This is a genomic window from Leptonema illini DSM 21528 (genome assembly GCF_000243335.1).
GTDB lineage: Bacteria > Spirochaetota > Leptospiria > Leptospirales > Leptonemataceae > Leptonema > Leptonema illini.
In genome coordinates this window covers 2,473,684-2,494,042 of the sequence record NZ_JH597773.1, presented here as the reverse complement: position 1 = coordinate 2,494,042, position 20,359 = coordinate 2,473,684, and the positions used below count along the sequence as shown (strand labels likewise).

The 20,359-nt window shown below is 55.2% G+C and carries 14 protein-coding genes; 9 read left to right on the top strand and 5 right to left on the bottom strand.

Annotation, left to right across the window (positions count from 1 at the left end; all coding sequences use genetic code 11):
* The first annotated feature begins 183 nt into the window (after positions 1-183).
* Positions 184-1,044, top strand: coding sequence for a hypothetical protein (locus tag LEPIL_RS11505; RefSeq protein ID WP_002772670.1), 861 nt, complete (start codon positions 184-186; stop codon positions 1,042-1,044).
* Between the two features lie 146 nt (positions 1,045-1,190).
* Here the strand turns inward: LEPIL_RS11505 and LEPIL_RS11500 are convergent, their stop codons facing one another.
* Positions 1,191-3,371 (bottom strand): sodium-translocating pyrophosphatase, encoded by a 2,181-nt coding sequence (locus LEPIL_RS11500; protein ID WP_002772669.1) that lies wholly within the window; start codon positions 3,369-3,371, stop codon positions 1,191-1,193.
* Between the two features lie 246 nt (positions 3,372-3,617).
* Here LEPIL_RS11500 and LEPIL_RS11495 point away from each other — a divergent pair, with 246 nt between their 5' ends.
* The 3 genes from LEPIL_RS11495 to LEPIL_RS11485 are packed head-to-tail and all read left to right on the top strand — an operon-like array spanning position 3,618 to position 7,322.
* Positions 3,618-4,838 (top strand): hypothetical protein, encoded by a 1,221-nt coding sequence (locus LEPIL_RS11495; protein WP_040918701.1) that lies wholly within the window; start codon positions 3,618-3,620, stop codon positions 4,836-4,838.
* A gap of 52 nt (positions 4,839-4,890) precedes the next feature.
* Positions 4,891-6,732, top strand: a complete 1,842-nt coding sequence (gene aspS, locus LEPIL_RS11490; protein WP_002772665.1) for an aspartate--tRNA ligase — start codon at positions 4,891-4,893, stop codon at positions 6,730-6,732.
* The gene (locus tag LEPIL_RS11485) at positions 6,732-7,322 is read left to right on the top strand and encodes an NUDIX hydrolase (RefSeq protein ID WP_002772664.1); all 591 of its coding nucleotides are present in this window, start codon (positions 6,732-6,734) and stop codon (positions 7,320-7,322) included. The genes aspS and LEPIL_RS11485 overlap by 1 nt, the downstream gene beginning before the upstream one ends.
* Positions 7,323-7,392: 70 nt before the next feature.
* Here LEPIL_RS11485 and LEPIL_RS11480 read toward each other — a convergent pair whose 3' ends face one another.
* From LEPIL_RS11480 to LEPIL_RS22085, 3 genes are read right to left on the bottom strand one after another with little or no spacing between them, the layout of a single operon-like run.
* Complete coding sequence (locus tag LEPIL_RS11480; protein WP_002772663.1) at positions 7,393-8,082, bottom strand: phosphatase PAP2-related protein; 690 nt, start codon at positions 8,080-8,082, stop codon at positions 7,393-7,395.
* Between the two features lie 4 nt (positions 8,083-8,086).
* Positions 8,087-9,643: a methyl-accepting chemotaxis protein gene (locus LEPIL_RS22090; protein WP_157135065.1), complete on the bottom strand. Its 1,557-nt coding sequence runs from the start codon at positions 9,641-9,643 to the stop codon at positions 8,087-8,089.
* 8 nt (positions 9,644-9,651) lie between these two features.
* On the bottom strand, positions 9,652-10,239 hold the full coding sequence (locus LEPIL_RS22085; RefSeq protein ID WP_002772661.1) for an SCO family protein: 588 nt from the start codon (positions 10,237-10,239) through the stop codon (positions 9,652-9,654).
* Positions 10,240-10,476: 237 nt separating this feature from the next.
* Here LEPIL_RS22085 and LEPIL_RS11465 point away from each other — a divergent pair, with 237 nt between their 5' ends.
* From LEPIL_RS11465 to LEPIL_RS11445, 5 genes are all read left to right on the top strand, one after another.
* Positions 10,477-12,252, top strand: a complete 1,776-nt coding sequence (locus LEPIL_RS11465) for an acyl-CoA dehydrogenase family protein (protein WP_002772660.1) — start codon at positions 10,477-10,479, stop codon at positions 12,250-12,252.
* A gap of 3 nt (positions 12,253-12,255) precedes the next feature.
* Positions 12,256-13,140 carry a patatin-like phospholipase family protein gene (locus LEPIL_RS11460; RefSeq protein WP_002772659.1) on the top strand — a complete coding sequence of 295 codons (885 nt, stop codon included), beginning with the start codon at positions 12,256-12,258 and terminating at the stop codon, positions 13,138-13,140.
* Between the two features lie 90 nt (positions 13,141-13,230).
* Positions 13,231-13,584 (top strand): hypothetical protein, encoded by a 354-nt coding sequence (locus LEPIL_RS11455; RefSeq protein WP_002772658.1) that lies wholly within the window; start codon positions 13,231-13,233, stop codon positions 13,582-13,584.
* An 86-nt stretch (positions 13,585-13,670) separates the two neighbouring features.
* The gene (locus tag LEPIL_RS11450) at positions 13,671-14,615 is read left to right on the top strand and encodes a hypothetical protein (RefSeq protein ID WP_002772657.1); all 945 of its coding nucleotides are present in this window, start codon (positions 13,671-13,673) and stop codon (positions 14,613-14,615) included.
* Between the two features lie 4 nt (positions 14,616-14,619).
* On the top strand, positions 14,620-18,438 hold the full coding sequence (locus LEPIL_RS11445; protein ID WP_002772656.1) for a tubulin-like doman-containing protein: 3,819 nt from the start codon (positions 14,620-14,622) through the stop codon (positions 18,436-18,438).
* Between the two features lie 670 nt (positions 18,439-19,108).
* On the opposite strand, the gene LEPIL_RS11435 is transcribed toward LEPIL_RS11445, so the two are convergent.
* Positions 19,109-19,417 (bottom strand): hypothetical protein, encoded by a 309-nt coding sequence (locus tag LEPIL_RS11435; RefSeq protein ID WP_002772655.1) that lies wholly within the window; start codon positions 19,415-19,417, stop codon positions 19,109-19,111.
* Positions 19,418-20,359 lie beyond the last annotated feature (942 nt).

Below are 20,359 nucleotides of genomic sequence, written 5' to 3'. Positions count from 1 at the left end.
AACTGCATACCGATAGAAATGCATGTTTTCTCAGGAGCCGAAGCGACGAAAGGCGCGGCGAGTCAGCTCCCGTTATTGAATAAATGCGTCTGATCTTGATCTGAATGACTGAACGAAAACGCAGCCCGAGCTAAAACCAGGAAAAATCTGAAAAGATACCGTGCGCGATGGTTAGCAATATACATGACGTACCCACATTTGCGGCGAACATACCGAAACACTCTTTGTGTCGTCACTCTTTTCTTTCTGACGGCCTGTTCCGATGCCTCAAAGAATATGGACGGAGCGCTCTTTGCTTTGCTTCAGCCGACGTCGGGCGGATTGCCCCATGAGATACCCGAACAGAGGCCTGTTTTGAATGCGCTTAACGTGCAGACTCGGCTGGACGCAGAGCAGGAGTACCAGTTCGTTGAAATCGAATATTCCTTCGCCGCAGCGCCTCCTGAAGGTACGACGGTCAGGGCCTATCTCGGGCGTCCCGGCTATATGGCTCTTCTGAGCGACGGCAGCGTGTCGGGTTTTATCAAAGAGGAGTTTGAATATAATGCCGGAGAGTTCCTTTTCCTTTCTCCGGAGCTCTGGGCTTCGTACAGGGTTATCGTTGTTGCCCGATCGCCGTCAGGTTTTGGTGCAGCACAGGCCCTATCCAGTCCACCTCCGCCTCCTCCGTCTCCTTGCGCTGGCGCAGTGGCCGCCCCGGCTACGATAGGCGACTGCGCCACGCATTGCATTCAGGTATCTCAGAATGGTGCGATGATGGAGCTGACGGCTTCCTACATTTCGGCGGTTACGATGGACTATGTTTACGTCGATCTGAGCACCAGCACGGCAGGCGGCGCCGGCGGACCGACGGCAACGTCATACAGGGAGGAATTTGCCGGCACGCCAGGAGACCTTCCGGCAGGGTTATACTCGCCGCCGATGAGCAGCTTTAACGTGAATGATTTTAGCGACGCCTGTGTCGCCGTGAGTTCCATCTATACCGTTGATGCAGCCGGCAATTTCGATATCGGCTATATAACGGGCAAGATCATCGTTCCCTGATCTTGTATTCGATACGATTCCGAGGAGAGACCGGGCGAGCTGATCAGATAAAGAGGCTATCACGGGCAGGCTCTGACCGCCTGTTCGCATAAAAAAACCCCACCTGCAAACACAGGCGGGGTTTCGTAAATGGCTAACTCTACCGATCAGATCTTGATCAGAGGAGCGATGACCAGAGCAACGACGCTCATCAGCTTGATGAGAATGTTGATGGACGGTCCCGATGTATCTTTCAGCGGGTCGCCGACCGTATCGCCGACAACGGCAGCCTTGTGCGGATCAGATCCTTTCTTGTAGATCTTACCGTTGATCTCGACTCCGCCTTCGAACATCTTCTTGGCGTTATCCCATGCACCACCGGCGTTGGACTGGAAGATGGCCATCAGAACGCCTGCAGCCGTTACGCCGGCAAGCAGACCGCCGAGAGACTCCGGTCCGAAGATGAAGCCTACAATAACGGGGGCGACGATGGCAAGAAGACCGGGCAGAACCATCTCGCGGATGGCAGCTTTGGTCGAGATCTCGACGCATTTTGCATATTCAGCCTTTCCGTCGGCGGCGTCAAAGATCTCGCGATCTTTGCCTTTCATGTCATGCGGATCTTCGTACTTCTGCATGACGGCCAGAGCGGCCTTCAGCTCGGGAATCTCATGGAACTGACGACGTACTTCGTTGATCATGTCCATAGCGGCACGACCGACGGCACCCATAGCCAGAGCAGAGAAGAGGAAGGGCAGCATGGAGCCCACAAAAAGACCGGCCATTACGTCGGGTTTGGCGACGTTGATCGATGTGATACCGGCCTGGCTCATGAAGGCCGAGAACAGGGCAAGGGCCGTTAATGCAGCCGAAGCGATGGCAAAGCCTTTGCCGATGGCAGCGGTCGTATTACCGACGGCGTCCAGTTTGTCTGTACGCTCACGCACTTCAGGCGGCTGCTCTGACATTTCGGCGATACCGCCGGCGTTATCAGAGATCGGACCATAAGCATCGACGGCAAGCTGAATACCGGTATTGGCCAGCATACCAAGAGCGGCGATAGCGATACCATAAAGGCCTGCGAAGTAGTAGGCGACGATGATCGAGGCGGCGATGATGAGGACCGGGATGGCAGTGGACTGCATTCCCGTTCCAAGGCCGGCGATGATGTTTGTCGCTGCGCCTGTCGAGGACTGCTTCACGATGTTCAGAACCGGCTTCTTGCCCGTGCCCGTGTAATGCTCGGTGACGAAGCCTACGGCCACACCGGCAACAAGACCTGCGATGGTAGCCCAGAAGACGCCGATCGCTGTGAAGGTACGGGGCGTTCCGTCAAGGATGCCCGTCGCCGTCCACTCAGACGGAAGCAGCGTGTCGATGGCGAACCAGGCGCCGATCAGCATAAGCACGGCGGCTACGATCTCGCCCATGTTCAGTGCAACCTGTGGGTTGCCTTTTTCGCCTACGCGAACGAAGAACGAACCGATGATCGAAACGACGATACCGATGGCGGCCAGGGCCAGCGGAAGAAGCACAAGCGAGAGACCATTGAACTGATCCTGACCGGCCAGTTCCGATACGAATACGGCGCCGAGTACCATCGAGCCGAGGATCGATCCTACATAGGATTCGAAAAGGTCAGCGCCCATACCGGCGACGTCGCCTACGTTATCGCCCACGTTGTCGGCGATGGTGGCGGGGTTCAGCGGATGGTCTTCAGGAATACCGGCTTCGACTTTACCGACAAGGTCGGCGCCGACGTCGGCAGCTTTAGTGTAGATACCGCCGCCCACACGAGCGAAAAGAGCGATCGAAGAAGCGCCCAGCGAGAAGCCGGAGAGAACGTTCAGAACCTTCGTTGTATTTTCTTCTCCGCCGAATCCGAAAAGCATTTCGTATCCAAGGAAGAGGGAGCCGAGGCCGATGACGCCGAGGCCGACGACGCCCATGCCCATGACAGAACCGCCTGCGAAGGCGATCTCAAGAGCGGGAGCCAGACCTTTACGGGCTGCATTGGTGGTACGGTAGTTGGCCTTCGTTGCGACGCGCATGCCGAGAAAACCGGCCAGAGCGGAGCAGATCGCACCAACGACAAAAGAAACGGCTACAAGCCAGTGAGAGCTTTCTTGATTTGCTGTGACGCCAAGCAGGATCGCTACGGCGACGACAAAGATGGACAGGACCTTATATTCGGCCTTCAGGAACGCCATGGCTCCGTCGGCGATATATTTACCGATCCGCTGCATTCTCTCGCCGCCGGCATCCTGGCGGCTGATCCATGCAGTTTTCCAGAAGCTGTAAAGCAGTGCAAGAACACCGGCGCCCACAGCTGAATAGACAATGTACATGTGGTCTCTCCTTTTTTTGTTGCTAACAATTACATGACCTGCATGCAGGTTTCTACGGGACTGAACAAATAGAAAGCAATGCGCCGGGAGTCAAGCCTGCTGTCAATTCGAAATTCTTTAGATTGTTTACTATCCTGGAAGCCCTCTGCGAAAGTCGTCTCGACTTTTGTAAAGCCTCCTGAGGCTCTGCCAGACATTCTGCCCGGCTTTCTATGGAGGCCTTGCGCTTCTCTGGCTCTTACATCTGTGCTATTCGGTCTACCGATCTCCGTGTCGGCCGCTCCGAACCTGGTCGATTCAGCCGTTCAGTCCTTTCGCAAAGGTCAGTTGGATGACGCCGCCTTTCAGCTGGAGCGAGCCGAGCAGGATGATCCGTCTCTCTTAAAAGACGAAAAGGCGCGACGACTGCGTCTGTTTCTGTCTCTGGCATCAGGCCGCTTTGACCGCTTTGATCGCCTGGCGCATGCGGGAACGGACGATCCCATGCTTGCCTATCTGATGGCGCTGCGCCGCCTGAACCTTCGCGACTTTGAAGGCGCTGCGAAGCTGTATCCGGTCGTTCTGCAGGGACAGAGCGACGCCGACCTGCGTCGTCTGCTCTCTGATCCGGCACGGATGCGTTCGTCCGTGCCCATGCCCTTTGCCTGTAGCGACTCCACCGAAGCCGGATGGGATGCCTTGCTTTCTGACGTGAGTCGCATCATCCAGCTCTATGATGAAAGTCCGGGGCCTGTTGAGCTTGCCGCTGTTTCTTTTCTGTGGAAGAGTCGTCAGTCAGGGTGGAGCGGCGTTTTTGCGGGCGTTCCCGAGAAAGACATGCCGTCTTTGCCTCCGGAGTCGGCGCCCTTTCTGTCGCTTGTATTCAAGCCCGATAAAAAGAAGCTGCTTCGTTGCTCGGCCGAGCTCAGCCGCAGCCGGCCCGGTTTTCGTCGCAACTCGTATCGCATTCTTTTTGACCTGATGATGCGGATCGATGATTCTCCATCCACCTATCGCCAGATCGCCCATCGCTACCTGAACGAGCCCGTTGCCGATGAAGGTTCGGCCATACTTGCCATCGAAGCCCTGCACGCTCTGCGCGCCGGACTTGACCGGCTGCCACCGCTTGAACAGGCCGGTTCGTCGCATCTTTCAAATGACGACCGACGGGCCATAGAGGAACGGCTCTTGATGTATCGATTGCTCCTGCAGACCTACGAACGGTTGAATCGCAGCGCTGACGCCATCCAGCTCGCTCAGGTCGCTGCGGTACTCGAACGCTATATCGCAAGTCCGCAGGCCTTCCCGCGCAAAGAGCTGCGCGACCGCACGGGCGAGGATCTCTATCAGAGGGAGGGGCTTGTTCTGCGTCTGCAGCTTGCCGATGCGGTCGAGGCGGCGCAGATCAAGCGCAAGATCGCTCAGTATGATGCGCGGCGGTCCGAGGAGCATATGGCGGTGTTTCGACGCATCTACAGTTACAGGTGAGCGGCCGGATTTTTCTTCCCCGCGCAGCCTGTTTGAGAAAAAAGGCTTCATTATGAGTGAAGCTCCTCTTTCGTTTACAGCTCAGGAAACCGCCTACATTGCCCGCCTCAATCGCAACCGACAGAAGGCCGGCGATCTGCGCGCCGCCAATGCCGGAAGCACCGTCATGGTTTCGGGCTGGGTATTCCGTTACCGGGATCAGGGGGGCCTTGTTTTCGTCGACCTGCGAGATCGCAGCGGCATCTTACAGCTTGTATTTGATAAATCAGAATTGAAAGACCGCTTTGACGAGGCGCAGGCTCTGCGCGGCGAATTCGTCATCGGAGTCGAAGGCACGCTGCGCAAGCGAGCGCCCGAGGCGGTGAATGCGAAGCTGGCCACCGGCGAGGTGGAGCTGCTTGTAAAAGAATTCATCATCCTGAACCGTTCCCGTCCGCTTCCGTTCCCCATCGACGAGTATTCCGACGTAGGCGAAGAGACTCGACTGCGCTTTCGTTATCTTGATCTGCGTCGCGACGAGATGCGCGATGCGATGATCTTGCGTTCGCGACTGAATCAGTCCATCCGACGTCATCTTGAGGGCGACGGCTTTATCGAGGTCGAGACGCCGGTGCTGAATAAATCGACGCCCGAAGGGGCCCGTGACTTCCTTGTGCCTTCGCGTCTTTCGCCGAATAAGTTCTATGCTCTGCCGCAGTCGCCGCAGCTTTTCAAGCAGATCCTGATGGTGGCCGGCTTCGAGAAATATTTTCAGATCGTGAAGTGCTTTCGCGACGAAGACCTTCGCGCCGATCGTCAGCCCGAATTCACCCAGCTTGATATGGAGATGAGCTTCGTCGACGAAGGCGTCGTCACTGACACGCTTGAAAAGATGTGGCGTTCTGTCATCAAAGAGGTCTTCGAGGTGCAGCTTCCTGCCGAGTTCCCGCGCATGAGCCATTACGACGCCGTCGAGAATTACGGCACGGACCGTCCCGATCTGCGTTTTGATATGAAGTTAGTCGATATCGCCGATATAGCGCAGCGCAGCGAATTCCAGGTATTCAAGACGGCCGTCGAAAAAGGCGGACGTGTGAAGGCGCTGTGCGTTCCCGGCGGCGCCGAGCTTTCGCGCAAAGACATCGACGAGCTTACCGAATGGGTAAAGCAGGACTTCAAGGCCGGCGGACTTGCATGGATGAAGCATGAGGCCGACGGACTGAAATCGGTCGTATCGAAATTCTTTAACGAAGATCTTCTGAAAGAGCTGGCCGTCCGCACCGGATCAAAGCCGGGCGACATCATCTTCTTCGCCGGCGATAAGCCGAAAGTGGTGCACGATACGCTGGGCAACCTGCGTCTGCGCATGGCGAAGCGCTTCAATCTGATTCCTGAGAACGCCTGGGCGATCGTCTGGGTCGAGGGCTTTCCTCTGTTCGAACGGGACGCCGATTCGGGAGAGTTAGCCTCCGTTCACCATCCCTTTACGGCTCCGCTGGACGAGCATCTTGACATCCTTTTCGACGAAGAGCGCTTCAAGAAAGAAGGCGATAAGATCCTGTCGCGCGCCTACGACCTTGTTCTTAACGGCTCAGAGATCGGAGGCGGCTCGATTCGTATTCATAATGCCGAGATGCAGCTTGCCGTTCTGCGCCGTCTTGGAATCAACGAAGAAGAGGCCCGCGAGAAATTCGGCTTCCTGCTTGATGCGCTTTCCTACGGAGCTCCTCCGCATGGCGGCATCGCCTTCGGTATCGACCGCGTGCTGACGCTCTTCCTGCATCGGGAAAGCATCCGTGACGTCATCGCCTTCCCGAAAACGCAGAAGGGCTTCTGTTTGATGTCGCAGTCTCCGTCGTCGGTCGATGTGAAGCAGCTGCAAGAACTGCGCATCCGCACGATTCCGCTGAACTGATGGCCGACGCATCGTCCCGGCCTCCGGCCGAAGCCGGAGGCGCCGGATCGCTTCTTCCCTGGAAAGAGAACGGCCGCAAAGTCGAGTACGACTGCGGTTGGTTCTCGGTGCACCGTCACGATCGCCAGTCGCAGGCAAGCGGCGTCGAGCATGACTTTTACCTGATCGAGACTCGGGACTGGATTAACGTCATTCCCGTGCTTCCCGACGGCCGCATCATCTTTGTGAAGCAGTACAGGCAGGCCGCCGAGCGATTTGGCCTTGAGGTGCCGGCCGGTATCATCGACGAAGGCGAGGACATGCTTGAGGCCGGGCGTCGTGAGTTAGCCGAAGAGACGGGATTCGGCGAAGGCGAATGGACGTTTCTGGGCAGCTTTTATTCGAATCCGGCGTTGATTCGCAACCACGTGCATGTTTTTGTTGCCCGCAATATCAGGCCGGTAGCCGAGCAGAGTCTGGATGCAGAAGAAGAGATCGACGTCGTTATACTCGATCGGCAGCAGGTGCGGCAGGCCATTCTCGACGGTACGATTCACAACGCCGTTACGCTGGCCGTGCTTTATCGAGCCTCGCTTCACGGCGTGCTCTGACGGCTGCCGACTCTCAAGGGTTTCTCTCAAGGCTCTCTGCACCCTATGCCCTGAACGCCGCTCCTGCATTTCAGGCCGGGTAGTGTTCATCTTGAATCCACCGACGCTCTTTAAAGAAATGATAGAGAGCGTATACGACGAAGTAAGCGCCAAAGACGTCGATGCTGTAATGCTCATGCGTTACAAATAAGAAGGTGACGGTGATGACGTGAAAGACGAGAAAGGGAACGAAGAACCGTCGTTCCTTTCGCGTGATCAACACCAGGAGAAACGTCGTCGCCGTATGGCCCGAGAAAAACAGATCTTGCGTGAGATACACGGCCGAAAGCCCCGAACCGCCCCAGAAGGCGTCGACGGGAAACCACTGCCTCATGAGAAAGGACGGACTGAAGTCGGCCAGCGAAAGCGAAAGCATCGCCTCTGATGTGTGCTCGGCGACGCCGGCCGGAGGACCGAGCGACGTCAGGACGATGAAAATGCCGCGCACGACGCTGACTGCCGCTCCGATTTTCAGATAGGTTATGCATAAGGCGCGCCTGTAGATCGCAAGCAGAAGCAGGCTCAAAAGAAGCGCCGGTAGCCAGAACTGCGAATTGACCCAGTCGAAGGATCGGTCGACGGGAATGCGATCAAGCAAAAGGTCGGGTAACGTCGGCCCTCTGCGCGTTTCGGCGAAAAGAGCCATCGTTTGCATGGCGATATAGGCCAGATAATGCAATCCCGCCCACTTTAATAAGAGGCGCTGCGAAGCCGTCTGCATGATATCAGAGCTGCAATTTGCTTCGGCCCGAGTCGAGCAGCGTCTGTAATACGCCCTGCAATTCGTCAAGCAGCTGCCGGTTCTTCTCGGCAAGAATACGCAACTCGTCGGATTCGCGCGCCTGCCCCTGCGCCGAGGAGTTGATATGCGAGATGGTGCCGATCACTTCCTGTATGGCGTTCTTCTCGGCGTCGGTGGCATCAAGGATTCTACGAGAAACCGCCGCCGCCGATTCGACGCCGCTGTGAATGGAGCGGTATCCGTCGGCGAATTGTTGCATGGCTCGGTTGATGCCCTGAATAAAACGATTCGCCTCTTCAATACGCGTGATCATCATGCGTATCTTCTCTGAGCCGGTCGTCACGACTTTCAGGCCCGTTTCGATTTCAGAGGCGTTGCGACCGATGAGTTCGTTGATGTTGCGCGTACTGTCGGCCGTTCGCTGCGCCAGCTTGCTGATCTCCTGTGCGACGACGGCAAAGCCTCTTCCTGATTCGCCGGCACGAGCCGCTTCGATCGAGGCGTTGAGTGAGAGCAGGCTGACCTGTTCGGCGATCTCGTTGATGATATCGACGATGTCGAGCATCTCGTTGGAGCTTTCGCGCACCGCATCCATCGTCTGCGTGATCGATTGAATCGAGCGATTTCCTTCGTTCGCTCCCTGAACGGCCTCGTTCATAACGGTTCCCGTCTTCTGGATCTCGACGGTGATCTGATCGCTGATCTTCTGCACATCGTCCGTCGTCGAGCGGATCTCGCCAAGATGCTGCGTCTGTGCCGTCGTGTTCTGGCTGATGTCTTCGCTTGCTCTGAAGATGCTATCGAGCCCTGCGTTGATCTCTTCGACGCCGGCTGCCGTTTCGCTGGCGATGCTCGAAAGCGTAGCCGAGCTGCTCACAAGCGTAGCCGTATCGTCGCGCAGCTTCTGCGACACATCCCACGATTTCTGGACGATGCGATTCAGCTCTTCGGTCACGGCATCAAGACGACGGATCTGATCCTGATTCTTGAGAAAATTCGCGCGAAAGGTTAACGCATAATAAACGAGTATGCTCGACTCAAAGACGACGAAGAAGGCGTGTAGCGTTACGATATCCCATCCCGTACCATAATTGAAAACCTTCACGGGAATACCGAGAATGGCGATGTCATACTGCTGACAGAGATTGAAAACGACGTGATGTACGGCGGCCAGACCGGCTCCGGTAATGACGGGCTTCCAGTCTCTATAGATCAGAAGAAAGGCCAGGGCTCCGAAGATGTGGAAGTGCATCTCGATGCGACCCATCTGCACCTGTATAAAGAGAATGGAATAGCTGAGAAGCGTAACGGCATAGAGATGCCGCAGAAGAACGGTCTTGCGAAGCAGAAATCTCCCGAGAACGGTAACGACAAAGAGCACGGCCGCTCCAGAGATGCCGACCCAGTAGGTATCGTATCCATAAGGGAAGATCAGCGCCGCAAACGGAACGTGGCCGATTAGAAGGTAAAACAGGAATCCGTCGGCTTTCTGTCGTTCGCGCTGAAGGGCGTCATGCGCCTTTTCGCTGATCTGTGTCATGGCTCTCATTATTTCAGTTGCTTGAGGTCGGCAAGCAGAGTTTCGGAATCGGGCGATGTCAGATAGATCAGGGCGATGCGACCATCCGGGCGCACAAGATAAAGCGTACCGGAATGATGGATCGTTTCGGCCGTGCTCTGCGGAATCAGGATGCGATAGTCGGCGGCGATGCTCCGAATCCGGTCTGCGCTGCCCGTGAGTGCAATAAAGTTCGGACCGAATCCGGCGAAGCGTTTGGAAAGCTCGGCAGGGCTATCATAATGAGAATCAATACTGACAAAGACGATCTTCGGAGCCGACGCTTCATCAAAGCCTGCCTGTAGACGTCGCAGCTCTGCCCAGGTCGACGGGCAGACCGTCGTGCAGCGGCTGAATCCGAAGAAAACGTAACGGTATCCTTTGATATCAGAGAGTCGAGCGGGCTTTCCCGATGTGTCCGTCAGCTCAAAATCCGGCGCGAGGCGATCCGAGGTAAGGCCGTGAAAGCCCTGAGAAAAGGGCAGATGCTCTTTAAAAGCAAGCAGCGCCGGAACGGAGGCGATAGCGATGGTTGCGAGAGCTGCAAATGTCAGGTAGGAGAGAAGCGATCGACGCATGTTCGATAAGACGGATGACGCAAAAACAAGCCGATACGCGTGCAGAGGGAGTTGACCTGAGTGTCAATGCAGGTTTTTCTGGAACTGAACACGGGTTATTTATGCAATTTGATGAAATCGTCTCAAGCAGACGAGACGCTTTCATGAGCCTGCCGCCCGGTACCAAAACCGCCCCGGTCCTGAGACTCAAAAAGGTTCAGGACCGGTTCAAAAAGAGACATTGCTCGAGGAGGAGCTATGATTCAGAACAACTATTTTTCAGACAACGAGGATCTTACTCTACAGTTTGAGAAGATCATGAGCTGGAACGACATCATCGATACCTATGAGAACGGTTTTGAAGATGCAAAGTCCTATCAGAAAGATGGGAATGAGCGCCTGGCGATGGCCCCTTCTAACCATCAAGAAGCCGTCGATTTCTATCGCACCATCCTTGAATCGACCGGAGAGATAGCCGGCAAGGAGATCGCTCCGAAAGCACAGGTCATGGATCATACGGGCCTGAAGTTTAACAGCGGTAAGGTAACCTTTCCCGACGAGATGGTGGCGTGCATGAAATCGGTGAAAGAGGCCGGTATCATGCCCTATTCGATCACGCGTCATTACGGTGGCCTCGGTCTTCCCGTAACGGCCCAGGTGATGATGATGGAGACGATCTCTCGCGCTGATGCCGCCTTCGCCATCGCCATGGGATGTGTGAATCTCGGCGAAACGATCGAAAGCTTCGCCTCTGACGAGATGATCGAAGAATGGGTGCCGCAGATGGCAGCCGGCGATCTGTGGGGGGCCATGGCCCTGACCGAACCGAACTACGGCTCGGATTTGCAGAACGTTCGTACGAAGGCCGAGAAAGGCGCCGATGGAACATGGCGTATCACGGGAACGAAACGTTTCATCACGCATGGCTGCGGCTTCGGCGATACCCCGGCCGTTATCCTTACGCTTGCGCGCACGGGCGGTCCCGAAAGCGGCGGACGCGGGCTCTCTTTCTTTCTCGTAAAAGGGCAGGACGTAGAAATCGCCGGCATCGAAAAGAAGATGGGTCTTCATATCTCGCCAACATGCGAGGTCGTTTATGATAACTCTCCGGCGCTGCTGATCGGCGAAGAAGGCAAGGGCCTTGTAAAATACGCGATGGGCATGATGAACGGCGCTCGTCTCTCTATTGCCGCTCAGTCGATGGGCATTGCAAGCGCCGCTTTTTACGAAGCGAAGAAGTACGCCTCGGAGCGCGTGCAGTTCGGCAAGACTATCGATAAGATTCCCGCCGTGGCGAAGATGCTTGAAGGCATGGAGCGTGAGATCATCGCCATGCGCTGCCTGCTTCTCGAAGCTGCGACGAGCGTCGACATGTATCACTGGCGTAAGCACCGCCTCGCACATGAAGGCATGGCCGACCGTGACGTGCGCCGCGACGAACTGGTGAAGAAGTGGGAGAAGCTGGCCGATCTTTTCACTCCGCTTTCGAAGTACTATACTTCCGAGCTGACGAACAAGCTTGCCTTCGACGCCGTGCAGATCCATGGCGGCGCAGGTTATACAGAAGAATACGACGTCGCCCGCATCTATCGCGATGCCCGCATCACGAACATTTACGAAGGTACGACGCAGCTGCAGGTCGTCGCAGCTATAGGCGGCGTCGTTTCGGGCATGACTCCGTCCGGGCATCTTCGCGCCTACATCGACGAAACGCTCAAAGGCTTCGAACCTTCAACGATGCTCAAGCGCAACTTCGAGATCTTCGAAGAGATCGTGCGTGCGTATCGCGAAATCAGCGAAGGCGAACAGAAGGATGCGCTTGCATTCGAGGTCGTCGAGTCGGCCGCCCGTTATATCAACGGTCTTCTGCTTGAGCGCTCCATCGACCGTCTTGTGAAGCAGGGCGAGAACGTCGATCGTCGTCGTCAGCTCGTAGACGGCTATAACCGTGACTCCTTTGCCATGCTGACGGCGAATCTTGTTCGCGTCGGCGGCGAGAGTCGCGTCGAGGTTCGAGCCGGCGCCGCCGTCTGATCGATGAGGCTTGCGGGATTTAAGATCGGTCGTCCCGTGATCGGTATTGCGCTCGGCTCCGGCTCTGCCCGGGGCTGGGCGCATATCGGCGTTCTGCGAGCGCTCGCCGAAGAGGGCATCCGACCGAAGATCGTAACCGGTACATCTGCGGGCGGCGTTGTGGCCGCCTTTTACGCGGCGTCAGCCCTTGATAATCTCGAAGAGTTTGTTCGTAACTACAAGGGGTTCGGCAGTACGATCGCACACCTTGACTTCGGACTTGGTAACGCCGGCATGATCACCGGAAAGCGCTGGCTTGCCAATTTTCTTGAAGCCTATCTGCCTGTGCGAGACTTCAGGCAGCTAACGTTGCCTCTTGGCATGGTTGCCACCGATCTCATCTCGATGAAAGAGGTCCATATTACAAGCGGGCCTTTGATTCCGGCGATTCGAAGCACCGTCGCCGTTCCCGGATTTTTCACTCCGCTTGAGTACGGAAACATGATGCTTGCCGACGGCGGTATGCTCAATCCTGTTCCCGTCGATCTTGCGCGTGCGCTCGGAGCCGATATCGTTATCGCAGTGGATCTCAATGCGAATCTATCAAGTACCGTGCCTGATTCGCTCGCCGATGTCGTGCATCGATCGATCGAGACGATGATGAATCGCGTGCGCGAAACGAATATGGCTCATATGAAGGCAGAGATTACGATAGCGCCGAACCTGAACAGTGTGGGCTTCCTGGATTTTCATGAGGGCGAGACGTCGATCGCCGAAGGCTATCGGGCGACGATTGAGATGATCCCCGAGATCAGACGGCAGTTGAATAAACCGGTGCGTCGCCTGCGTTCCGTGCTTCCGCGTGAGGATGTGCTTCATCGCGAAATAGGCAGCTGGAAAAGCCCCTGATCGCCGCTGCTCCTTGCTTCCGCTATCGCCTCCTATCTCTGAAGGTTAAAAAACACTTTCCAGAAATATCCTTTTGCTATGTCATGCGTTATGGCCCGAGCAAATCCGCATCTGCGTTCCCTTCGGATCTTTGATCCCGATGTCGATCTTGCTATAGACGACGAGCCGATAAAAGGAAGACAGTCGGCAAAGACATCTGAAGATTTCATGACCGATCCGCTTCTGAGCCTTGCCGAGGAATCCGCCTCATCTGAAGACTCTGCCGATTTTACGGAAACGACCGGGCCGGGCAAAGCAAAATCAGACGCATCTTCGTCGAGATCCACTCCTCCTCCAAAGGGAGTCCGGCAGGCGGAGGCCGCGCAGAGTGCGCAGCCCGCGCCATCTGCGCAGGCCGATGCGAGTTTTGATGAGGATCTTGGCGGAAAGGTCGTCGAACTGTAAGTGGTGGCCTTCATAAACCGGTGCATGGACCGGTACATGTTGATTGGTGAAGAGCCTGCGGGTTCTAATATAGTAGAGAGATAGATATGGCAAAACGAGCGGCGGATACTGAAAAGAATAAGTCGGCAGGTCCCGATATGCTGGGGGTGAAGGTATTCATCGCATTCCTTATCGTCATACTGCTTCTGCTGATACCGGTATTTGCTCGAAGTAAAGATCTGTATCTTGTCGTGCTGACCATTGCCCTTGATATTGGCCTGATCGCCTCCCTGGCCGCCAACCTGGCCTTACTGTTAAAGAACCGAGCCCTGCAGGCTGGCCCCGTACCCGATCGAGCTCCGCAACCGGCGGCAAAGCCGCCACTGCCCGCGAAACAACCGGTGCGACAGTCGGTGCCTTCGTCAGCCGTCGATCCTAAGAATCTGCCCGACCCCGGGCTGGTTTTCAAGTTTTCTCTGGCCGGCAAAGACGTAAAAAGCAAGCAGATCGTCATCGGACGCAAAGAGGGCAGCATCAAGACATACAGCACCGAGATACTCGAAAACCATCTCGATATTCTGCTTCGCCTGCGCGAAGACCCCGATCGCGATATCTACGATACGGCGCAACAGCTCGTTCAAAAGTACAGCATCGATCTACGCCGCTCTGGCAAGGTGCTCATTCATCTTCCCGGCGAGACCGGCTTTCGCGAGATGGGTTCGCGAGAGCGTCTTTTAATTCAAAAGGAGCGCGACCCTGAGGGCGATGCAAACTTCGAACAAATTGATGCAAAAGAGCCCATCCGCCTGCAGCTGGGCGAGCGTCTGCGGCATGACGGCAAGTTCGTGCGCGGATATTTCGAATTCCATTTATTCACGAAGCCGATCGAGATCAAAACCGGAGAATATACGCGGCTCGATCAGGATTTCTACCTGCGTCTCTTTCGCATCTTCCCGGGCTATGACGTCGCCCATCCTACCGATGAAGGGCTGTATCCGATGATCGATCCGTTCCTTTCGCGCGGAACGGCAAACGAAGGCGAGACGGCGTAGGCGTATGGGCGAGAATCTCTTTCATCAATCGGCCGTTCGCGTTCTCAAAGACGACCTGCCCATGGTCCGAAAATCGCTCATCCTGGGCCTTGGCGGCTCGGGCATGAAAGGCATACTGTCGGGACGTAACTATATCGAAAAGAATATGCCCGCCGAGGCGCGGCGTTATCTGCGCTGGATCGGCATCGATACGACCGACATCGGCACAAGCATCGAGGGCAAAGGCGGCAGCTATCGCTTTCCGGGCGATCAGCAGTTCTATCAGGACGATCAGCGTATGCTGTACATCGGCACGCCGACGCCGGCCGATCTTTCCATCGAGTATCTGCGAAAGCTGCGAACGGAAGATCCGGCATACCGATGGTTACCCGACCCCGACGTCTTCAATATTTCGACGCGATCGGGTCAGGGTGCGAATCAGACGCGAGCGCTGGGCCGCCTGGCCTTCTTCCATAATTTTGAAAAGATCCGCAACACCCTGATCAAAGAGAAGGAGATGCTTGAATCTCTTTCCAATGATCCGAAGTACTTTCGTTTGATGGATGTGCAGGAGCAGTCGCAGCCCGAAGTGATGCGCGTCGTCATCCGCCCTGAAGCCGGGCGCAATCGATACTATATCGACGAGCAGATCCCCCGGCACCATGATGTGCTGAAGCTGACAATGGACGAGCAGATGCGCTCGATTCTCTGTCCGCATCTGCCGCCCGAAGAGGTTCATCTGGGAATATTCCCGCGCGATGAGCAGGGCAGCTACTTTGAGATCAGCCCGGAACGCGCACCGAAAGAGATGGTGTTTGAGCTGCGTCATGCGCCGCGAGCCGGACAGATCTCGATCTTCATAACGGGCTCGGTCGTCGGCGGAACCGGTAACGGCATGATCCTCGATATGGCGGCTCTGATTCGCGATATCTTTAAAGATACCTGGCCGCAGCCGAAGATATACGGCGTCATCGTTCTGCCGTCGGCCTTCAAGCGTGTGGTGTATAACCGCAACGCTCGCGCCAACGCCTATGCCGCACTTAAAGAATTCGATTATTTTATGAGCGGTAACCCGTTTCAGGCCATTTATCCGGGCGGTCATACGATCCGCTTCGAGGATCGCATTTTCAACGACGGAATGCTCTACCTGCTCGACGTCGAGAACCTGTCGGGTAACGTTCTTCAAGATCGGGATCAGGTGCAGGAGCTGACCGGACAGTTCATCTATACGTTCGTCGCTTCGACGGCCGGCGGCGCCATCGAAGAGCGCATGGTGAACGACTCGACGCGCACGAACATCTATTATCCTCTTGAGGGGGCGGAGCCGAAGCGTCGCGCCTCGTATAACTCGTTTGGCATCTCGCGGGTGATGTATCCGGCGCCGCAGATGCGCGATATCGGCTTCAGACTGGTATCGATGAAGGTGATTCGATCGTTCTATTCACCCGTAAACGTAGAACTTCTTAAAGAAACGTTCGGCGACCTGTCGCGTGGCCTTGTGCGCGCCCTGCGCTTGAACGCAAAGCTGATCTTTCAGCGCATGTACCCCGATTACCGCATGGACTGGCAGGCTGAGTTCAACCCTTACCGGGATCGACTGGCCCGTGCGTTACAGAAGAAAGATGCAAACGAGGTCTATTCGATCCTCGAACTTTTGAATCGCGACTATGGCCGCGGCGAGATGGAGAATCACAAATCGCGCATGCTGCGTCGCATGGAAAGCCGGTGGAAGCTGGAGCTGGAAAAGGCCGAGCAGGTGATGCGCGACATGGTGGCCACGGTGACGAAAGATCCGAAGCGCGGCTTTCTCTTCTGTCAGGAGCTTACAAAGCAGATCTTCCAGCGCCTTGAAAGCTATCAGGCGCACTATTATAAGTGTCGTGTCGGATTGCAGTTCTACGCCGATTCCGAGATCTCAAAGCTGCTGGGCGAGCTCGAACAGAAGACGGACGCTCAGAAGGCTGAGGCCGTTTATCAGATGATCCGTACGAATCATCTGCAGCTGATGCATGAGACGATGCTTCAGGCCTCTGAAGAGTTTATTCGCGATATGAAGTCCGTGCTTTACAGGCTTCGTAATGAGCTTCTCAATCCGCTTGATGAAAAGCTGCGTCTGCTTTCGCGCCGCTTTGAAGAAGAGGTGCAGTCGCTTCATTTTGAGCTTCTTCAGAAGATCAATCCGCTCTTTTTCTATCTCGTAAACAAAGACGAGATCAAGAACTTTGTGAATCGCTATTTCGCCGCACGCATCTCTGTGGACGATCTGTGCAACGAGGTCGATTTTCTCGCCATGGACCGCGGCGACGATACGTTTCAGATCGTGCAGACCTGGCTCATCGGCAAAAAAGGCATCGCCGTTCTCGAACTTTCAGAGGATGAGCTGAATGCAATGATTCAGTCCGAGGCCGGCGCCGACATTCTCGACAAAAAGCCCGACGAAGCCCGCGACATTCTGTATAACGCTGAGAAGGCCTCGCTTCAGATTGATGAGGCGACGATGACTGAGATCGAGATCGAAACCCTTCGCCTCGGGCTCTATAAAATCATTCGCAAACGCTTCGAGGGCTTCAACTTCGAATCGATCTCGATTGAAAAGGTACTCTCGGATCGCAAGATCCCCTTAAAGAATCTGCTCGAAAAACTCGACGGCTTCTCACGACCCTATATCACCGTCGATGCCTCGGGCCTGAAAGCGATGGAATACTACCGTACGATCTCGCGCTTTGCCATCAACGTGTTCGAAGAGGGCGATACGATTCCCGAGAAAAGCAAGAACGATCTACCTTCGCGCATGGACCACTATCTGAAAAGACAGCAGGCGGAGCTGGATATTTCAGTAGAATGCTTCGAGCTGCCTAACCTGTGCAAGCCTTACGAGATCATGAGCGTCGGCATCGGTCTTGGGCTGCCGCTCTACCGCATGCCTTCGCTCAAGGATTCCGAGGCCGATTATCATGCCGTTATCGCCGAGCGCGCCCATCCGCTGCATATTTTCAACGATGCCGAGTTCGACGCGAAGTATTTTCCCGATCCCTTTCGCTGGAAGAACTATATCAATCCGGCACAGCTCTGGAAAGGACTCGTACACTACGAGCTTGTCGTGAAGAATGCGGCCGGAGCCTATGAGTATGACGCCACGCTGCACGACGACCTGCGGCGCATTACGTCGGGTTCACAGTATCGCAAATCGGTAGAAGGCGCCTTCTCGCAGATCGAGCAATCGGGCGGTGTGAAGAGCATGGATGCGGCGACCTTTGCAAAGGCGCTGGCGTCCCTCGGCTATTTGAAGAAGAACTCGTCGGGCCAGATCGGATTCCGCAAGGACTATGATCGCGTGATTCGTGATATCCTTGATGGCGATGGCACTGGCGATCGGGCGACGGCTGCCGGCCTGAGCAAAGAAGCCTATATCGAGAAGCATATTCCGTCTCCCGTTTTTGCAAGCATCGCCGAACTCGTCAAGTGGACGCTACAGCAGACGTCGGTTCAAAAATTCCTCATGCACAATATGGAGCGGATTCAGCGCGAAACGGCGGGTAACGAGATCACGGGCGCCGCCATCAACGTGCCCGATGCGCGTCTGGCCGAGGTAAAGCTGCCCGTTTATCGCGACGAGATCGACTTCTACGATTACTTTCAGGCCGAAGGATCGCTCGAATGGCAGAACTATCTTAAAGGAAAGATCGTCGAACGTATCGACGCCATCGTGCGTCGCTACCGGAAGGCCGAAGATCCGACGCTGCCGGACCGCGCGAAGATCGATCAGTATTTAGTCGAAAACGCCGAACGCATTCCCTTCGTCGCCGCCTGGGAGGTGCGCGTCAATCACCGTGTGATCCGCTAAAGGCAAGTTCCGCACGCAGCCGCCCTCACCACGCGGGTGGTGCTTCGTTGTTCGGTTGAGCACCAGGCCTGGTTCGAGCGGCTGCGTGCGGAACGGAACTCGTGGTAGATGGATGCGTGCGGGCTGGAATGGGCCAGACGGGACAACCGGCATTAATTCAGGTGTTCTATTGGCTTTCATTCCAGCCTGCTCGCTCCCCCTGTGTAGCGGAGCAGGAGTGCGGAGCGGCGACGATTGACGCAAGGAGGCGTCATCTCGGCGCACACAGGGGGAGCGAGCGGGCCCTGCCAGGCGGGGATTCGGGTGGGTGCAGGCGTGATGGAGTTGGTTAGACGGGAGATGCTTGGTAGCGTCGGTGTTTCAATAGGGAAAAGTTCGAGCGGCTGCGCGCGGGCTGGAGCGGGTGAGCCGGCCTTTGCGGCTAACGTTTACGGGCGCATCGCCCATATCGCAGACATACCGTATTCGCATGGGCCTCTGGGCGATCGGGCTGCTGCGGGCTCCGCTTCGCTCCGGCCTCCTCGCTGCGCTGCGGGGGCTGGCTTCGCCACCCTGCGCATCCCTTGCGCGGGGTTTATGGGAGCAGTATGAAGGCGAATTGAATTCCATCTTGCTCTTGACGGCGATACTCCTGTCAGTGTGAAACATTGCTGTTGATTAGGGACAGCAACTACAACTCAATATCGGCTGGCTTAATTGTGGATTTGTGGCTGCATTTTTCGTACTCTACCAGGTATTCAACACAATAGAGAAGGAAAATATCCCGATTCCGTTCGGATTTTTGAGCATTGGATAAATCGCCGATTCCTTCGTAGTATGCTTTCATCTCAATACTCTCGATATAACCAGCGCAAGCGACTGGATTTTTAAAAAAGTCTTCCTCTTCCAGATCCTTCTTACATATGTATCGTTCTGATTTGATACACATGCTCAGAGATTGAGCAAGCAACAAAACAATAAAAACAAATGACTTCTTCATATCTATCCTCTCACAATCTCCATTTCTTCGGGCTATCCAGATATTTTGTTCCGTTAAGCATATTCGCGACTCCAAAAGTAACTGTTCCGGCTATCGTAAGGCTTGCCTGGCCGGCCCAGGAGAATGCAGTATTCACCGCAGCCACTGCCCCCCGTAACCTTCCCCATCTTTTAGGCGTCGCTTTATACTCTCGCCTATGAATTCTGCTCCAGGAATCATGACTGAAGACCTCACGGTTCGCTCTTGCAATCCAGTGGCTGTTCGCACGACGATTACGAGTTTTAAGCACGGTTGACCCGAACTGGTCGTGATAGTAGGAGGCCTCATCAACACCAAACTGGGCCGGCGCGACGTTATGAGCCATTAAATAGTACATAAACAGTGGGTATAGATCATTCCCGGAATTATCGTCTTTTGAAAGGTTGTTATACCACATCGACATTGCCCATAGGAATTGCGTTTTATTCAGACGGCCGAGAAACGAGGGAGCATTGCCTTTTACTGACTTTAATCCCGGTTATCCTGCTACTTACTGTCGCACTTCTCGCGAGCAGCTATCGCTGCTGAACAGGCAAACGCAATCGCAGCATTTCGATTTTGGATCTCCGAAGGAGTATCGAATTCCGGTTCTGTCGTAAACAATATCCTTATAACAGCACACAATGCTTCCGCTGGTTCGGCTTCGTTCAGTTCGCAATCATTTCGTGCAAAGGGATTCGAGCAAGCCTGCGATAGACAAAGGCTGACAACCAATATAAGGCCGGGGATTGATTTCATGCTAAAGTCTCCATTTAGATATCTTGTTTAGATTCTTAAATCGACTCTTGTCGATCAGTTTCATATTAATCGATGCATTGACATTAAAAAAGAGGAGTTTTAAGCGATATGCTGCTTTTGACCTTAAGGTCATACTTTGGTGTAACTGCTCTGGCCAAAGCATCC

What these genes read in the sequence shown, in the direction of transcription:
- LEPIL_RS11505 (WP_002772670.1), top strand. Translation starts at nt 184, where the DNA reads ATGACGTACCCACATTTGCGGCGAACATACCGAAACACTCTTTGTGTC.
- LEPIL_RS11500 (WP_002772669.1), bottom strand. Translation starts at nt 3,371, where the DNA reads ATGTACATTGTCTATTCAGCTGTGGGCGCCGGTGTTCTTGCACTGCTT.
- aspS (WP_002772665.1), top strand. Translation starts at nt 4,891, where the DNA reads ATGAGTGAAGCTCCTCTTTCGTTTACAGCTCAGGAAACCGCCTACATT.
- LEPIL_RS11485 (WP_002772664.1), top strand. Translation starts at nt 6,732, where the DNA reads ATGGCCGACGCATCGTCCCGGCCTCCGGCCGAAGCCGGAGGCGCCGGA.
- LEPIL_RS11480 (WP_002772663.1), bottom strand. Translation starts at nt 8,082, where the DNA reads ATGCAGACGGCTTCGCAGCGCCTCTTATTAAAGTGGGCGGGATTGCAT.
- LEPIL_RS22090 (WP_157135065.1), bottom strand. Translation starts at nt 9,643, where the DNA reads ATGACACAGATCAGCGAAAAGGCGCATGACGCCCTTCAGCGCGAACGA.
- LEPIL_RS22085 (WP_002772661.1), bottom strand. Translation starts at nt 10,239, where the DNA reads ATGCGTCGATCGCTTCTCTCCTACCTGACATTTGCAGCTCTCGCAACC.
- LEPIL_RS11465 (WP_002772660.1), top strand. Translation starts at nt 10,477, where the DNA reads ATGATTCAGAACAACTATTTTTCAGACAACGAGGATCTTACTCTACAG.
- LEPIL_RS11460 (WP_002772659.1), top strand. Translation starts at nt 12,256, where the DNA reads ATGAGGCTTGCGGGATTTAAGATCGGTCGTCCCGTGATCGGTATTGCG.
- LEPIL_RS11455 (WP_002772658.1), top strand. Translation starts at nt 13,231, where the DNA reads ATGGCCCGAGCAAATCCGCATCTGCGTTCCCTTCGGATCTTTGATCCC.
- LEPIL_RS11450 (WP_002772657.1), top strand. Translation starts at nt 13,671, where the DNA reads ATGGCAAAACGAGCGGCGGATACTGAAAAGAATAAGTCGGCAGGTCCC.
- LEPIL_RS11445 (WP_002772656.1), top strand. Translation starts at nt 14,620, where the DNA reads ATGGGCGAGAATCTCTTTCATCAATCGGCCGTTCGCGTTCTCAAAGAC.
- LEPIL_RS11435 (WP_002772655.1), bottom strand. Translation starts at nt 19,417, where the DNA reads ATGAAGAAGTCATTTGTTTTTATTGTTTTGTTGCTTGCTCAATCTCTG.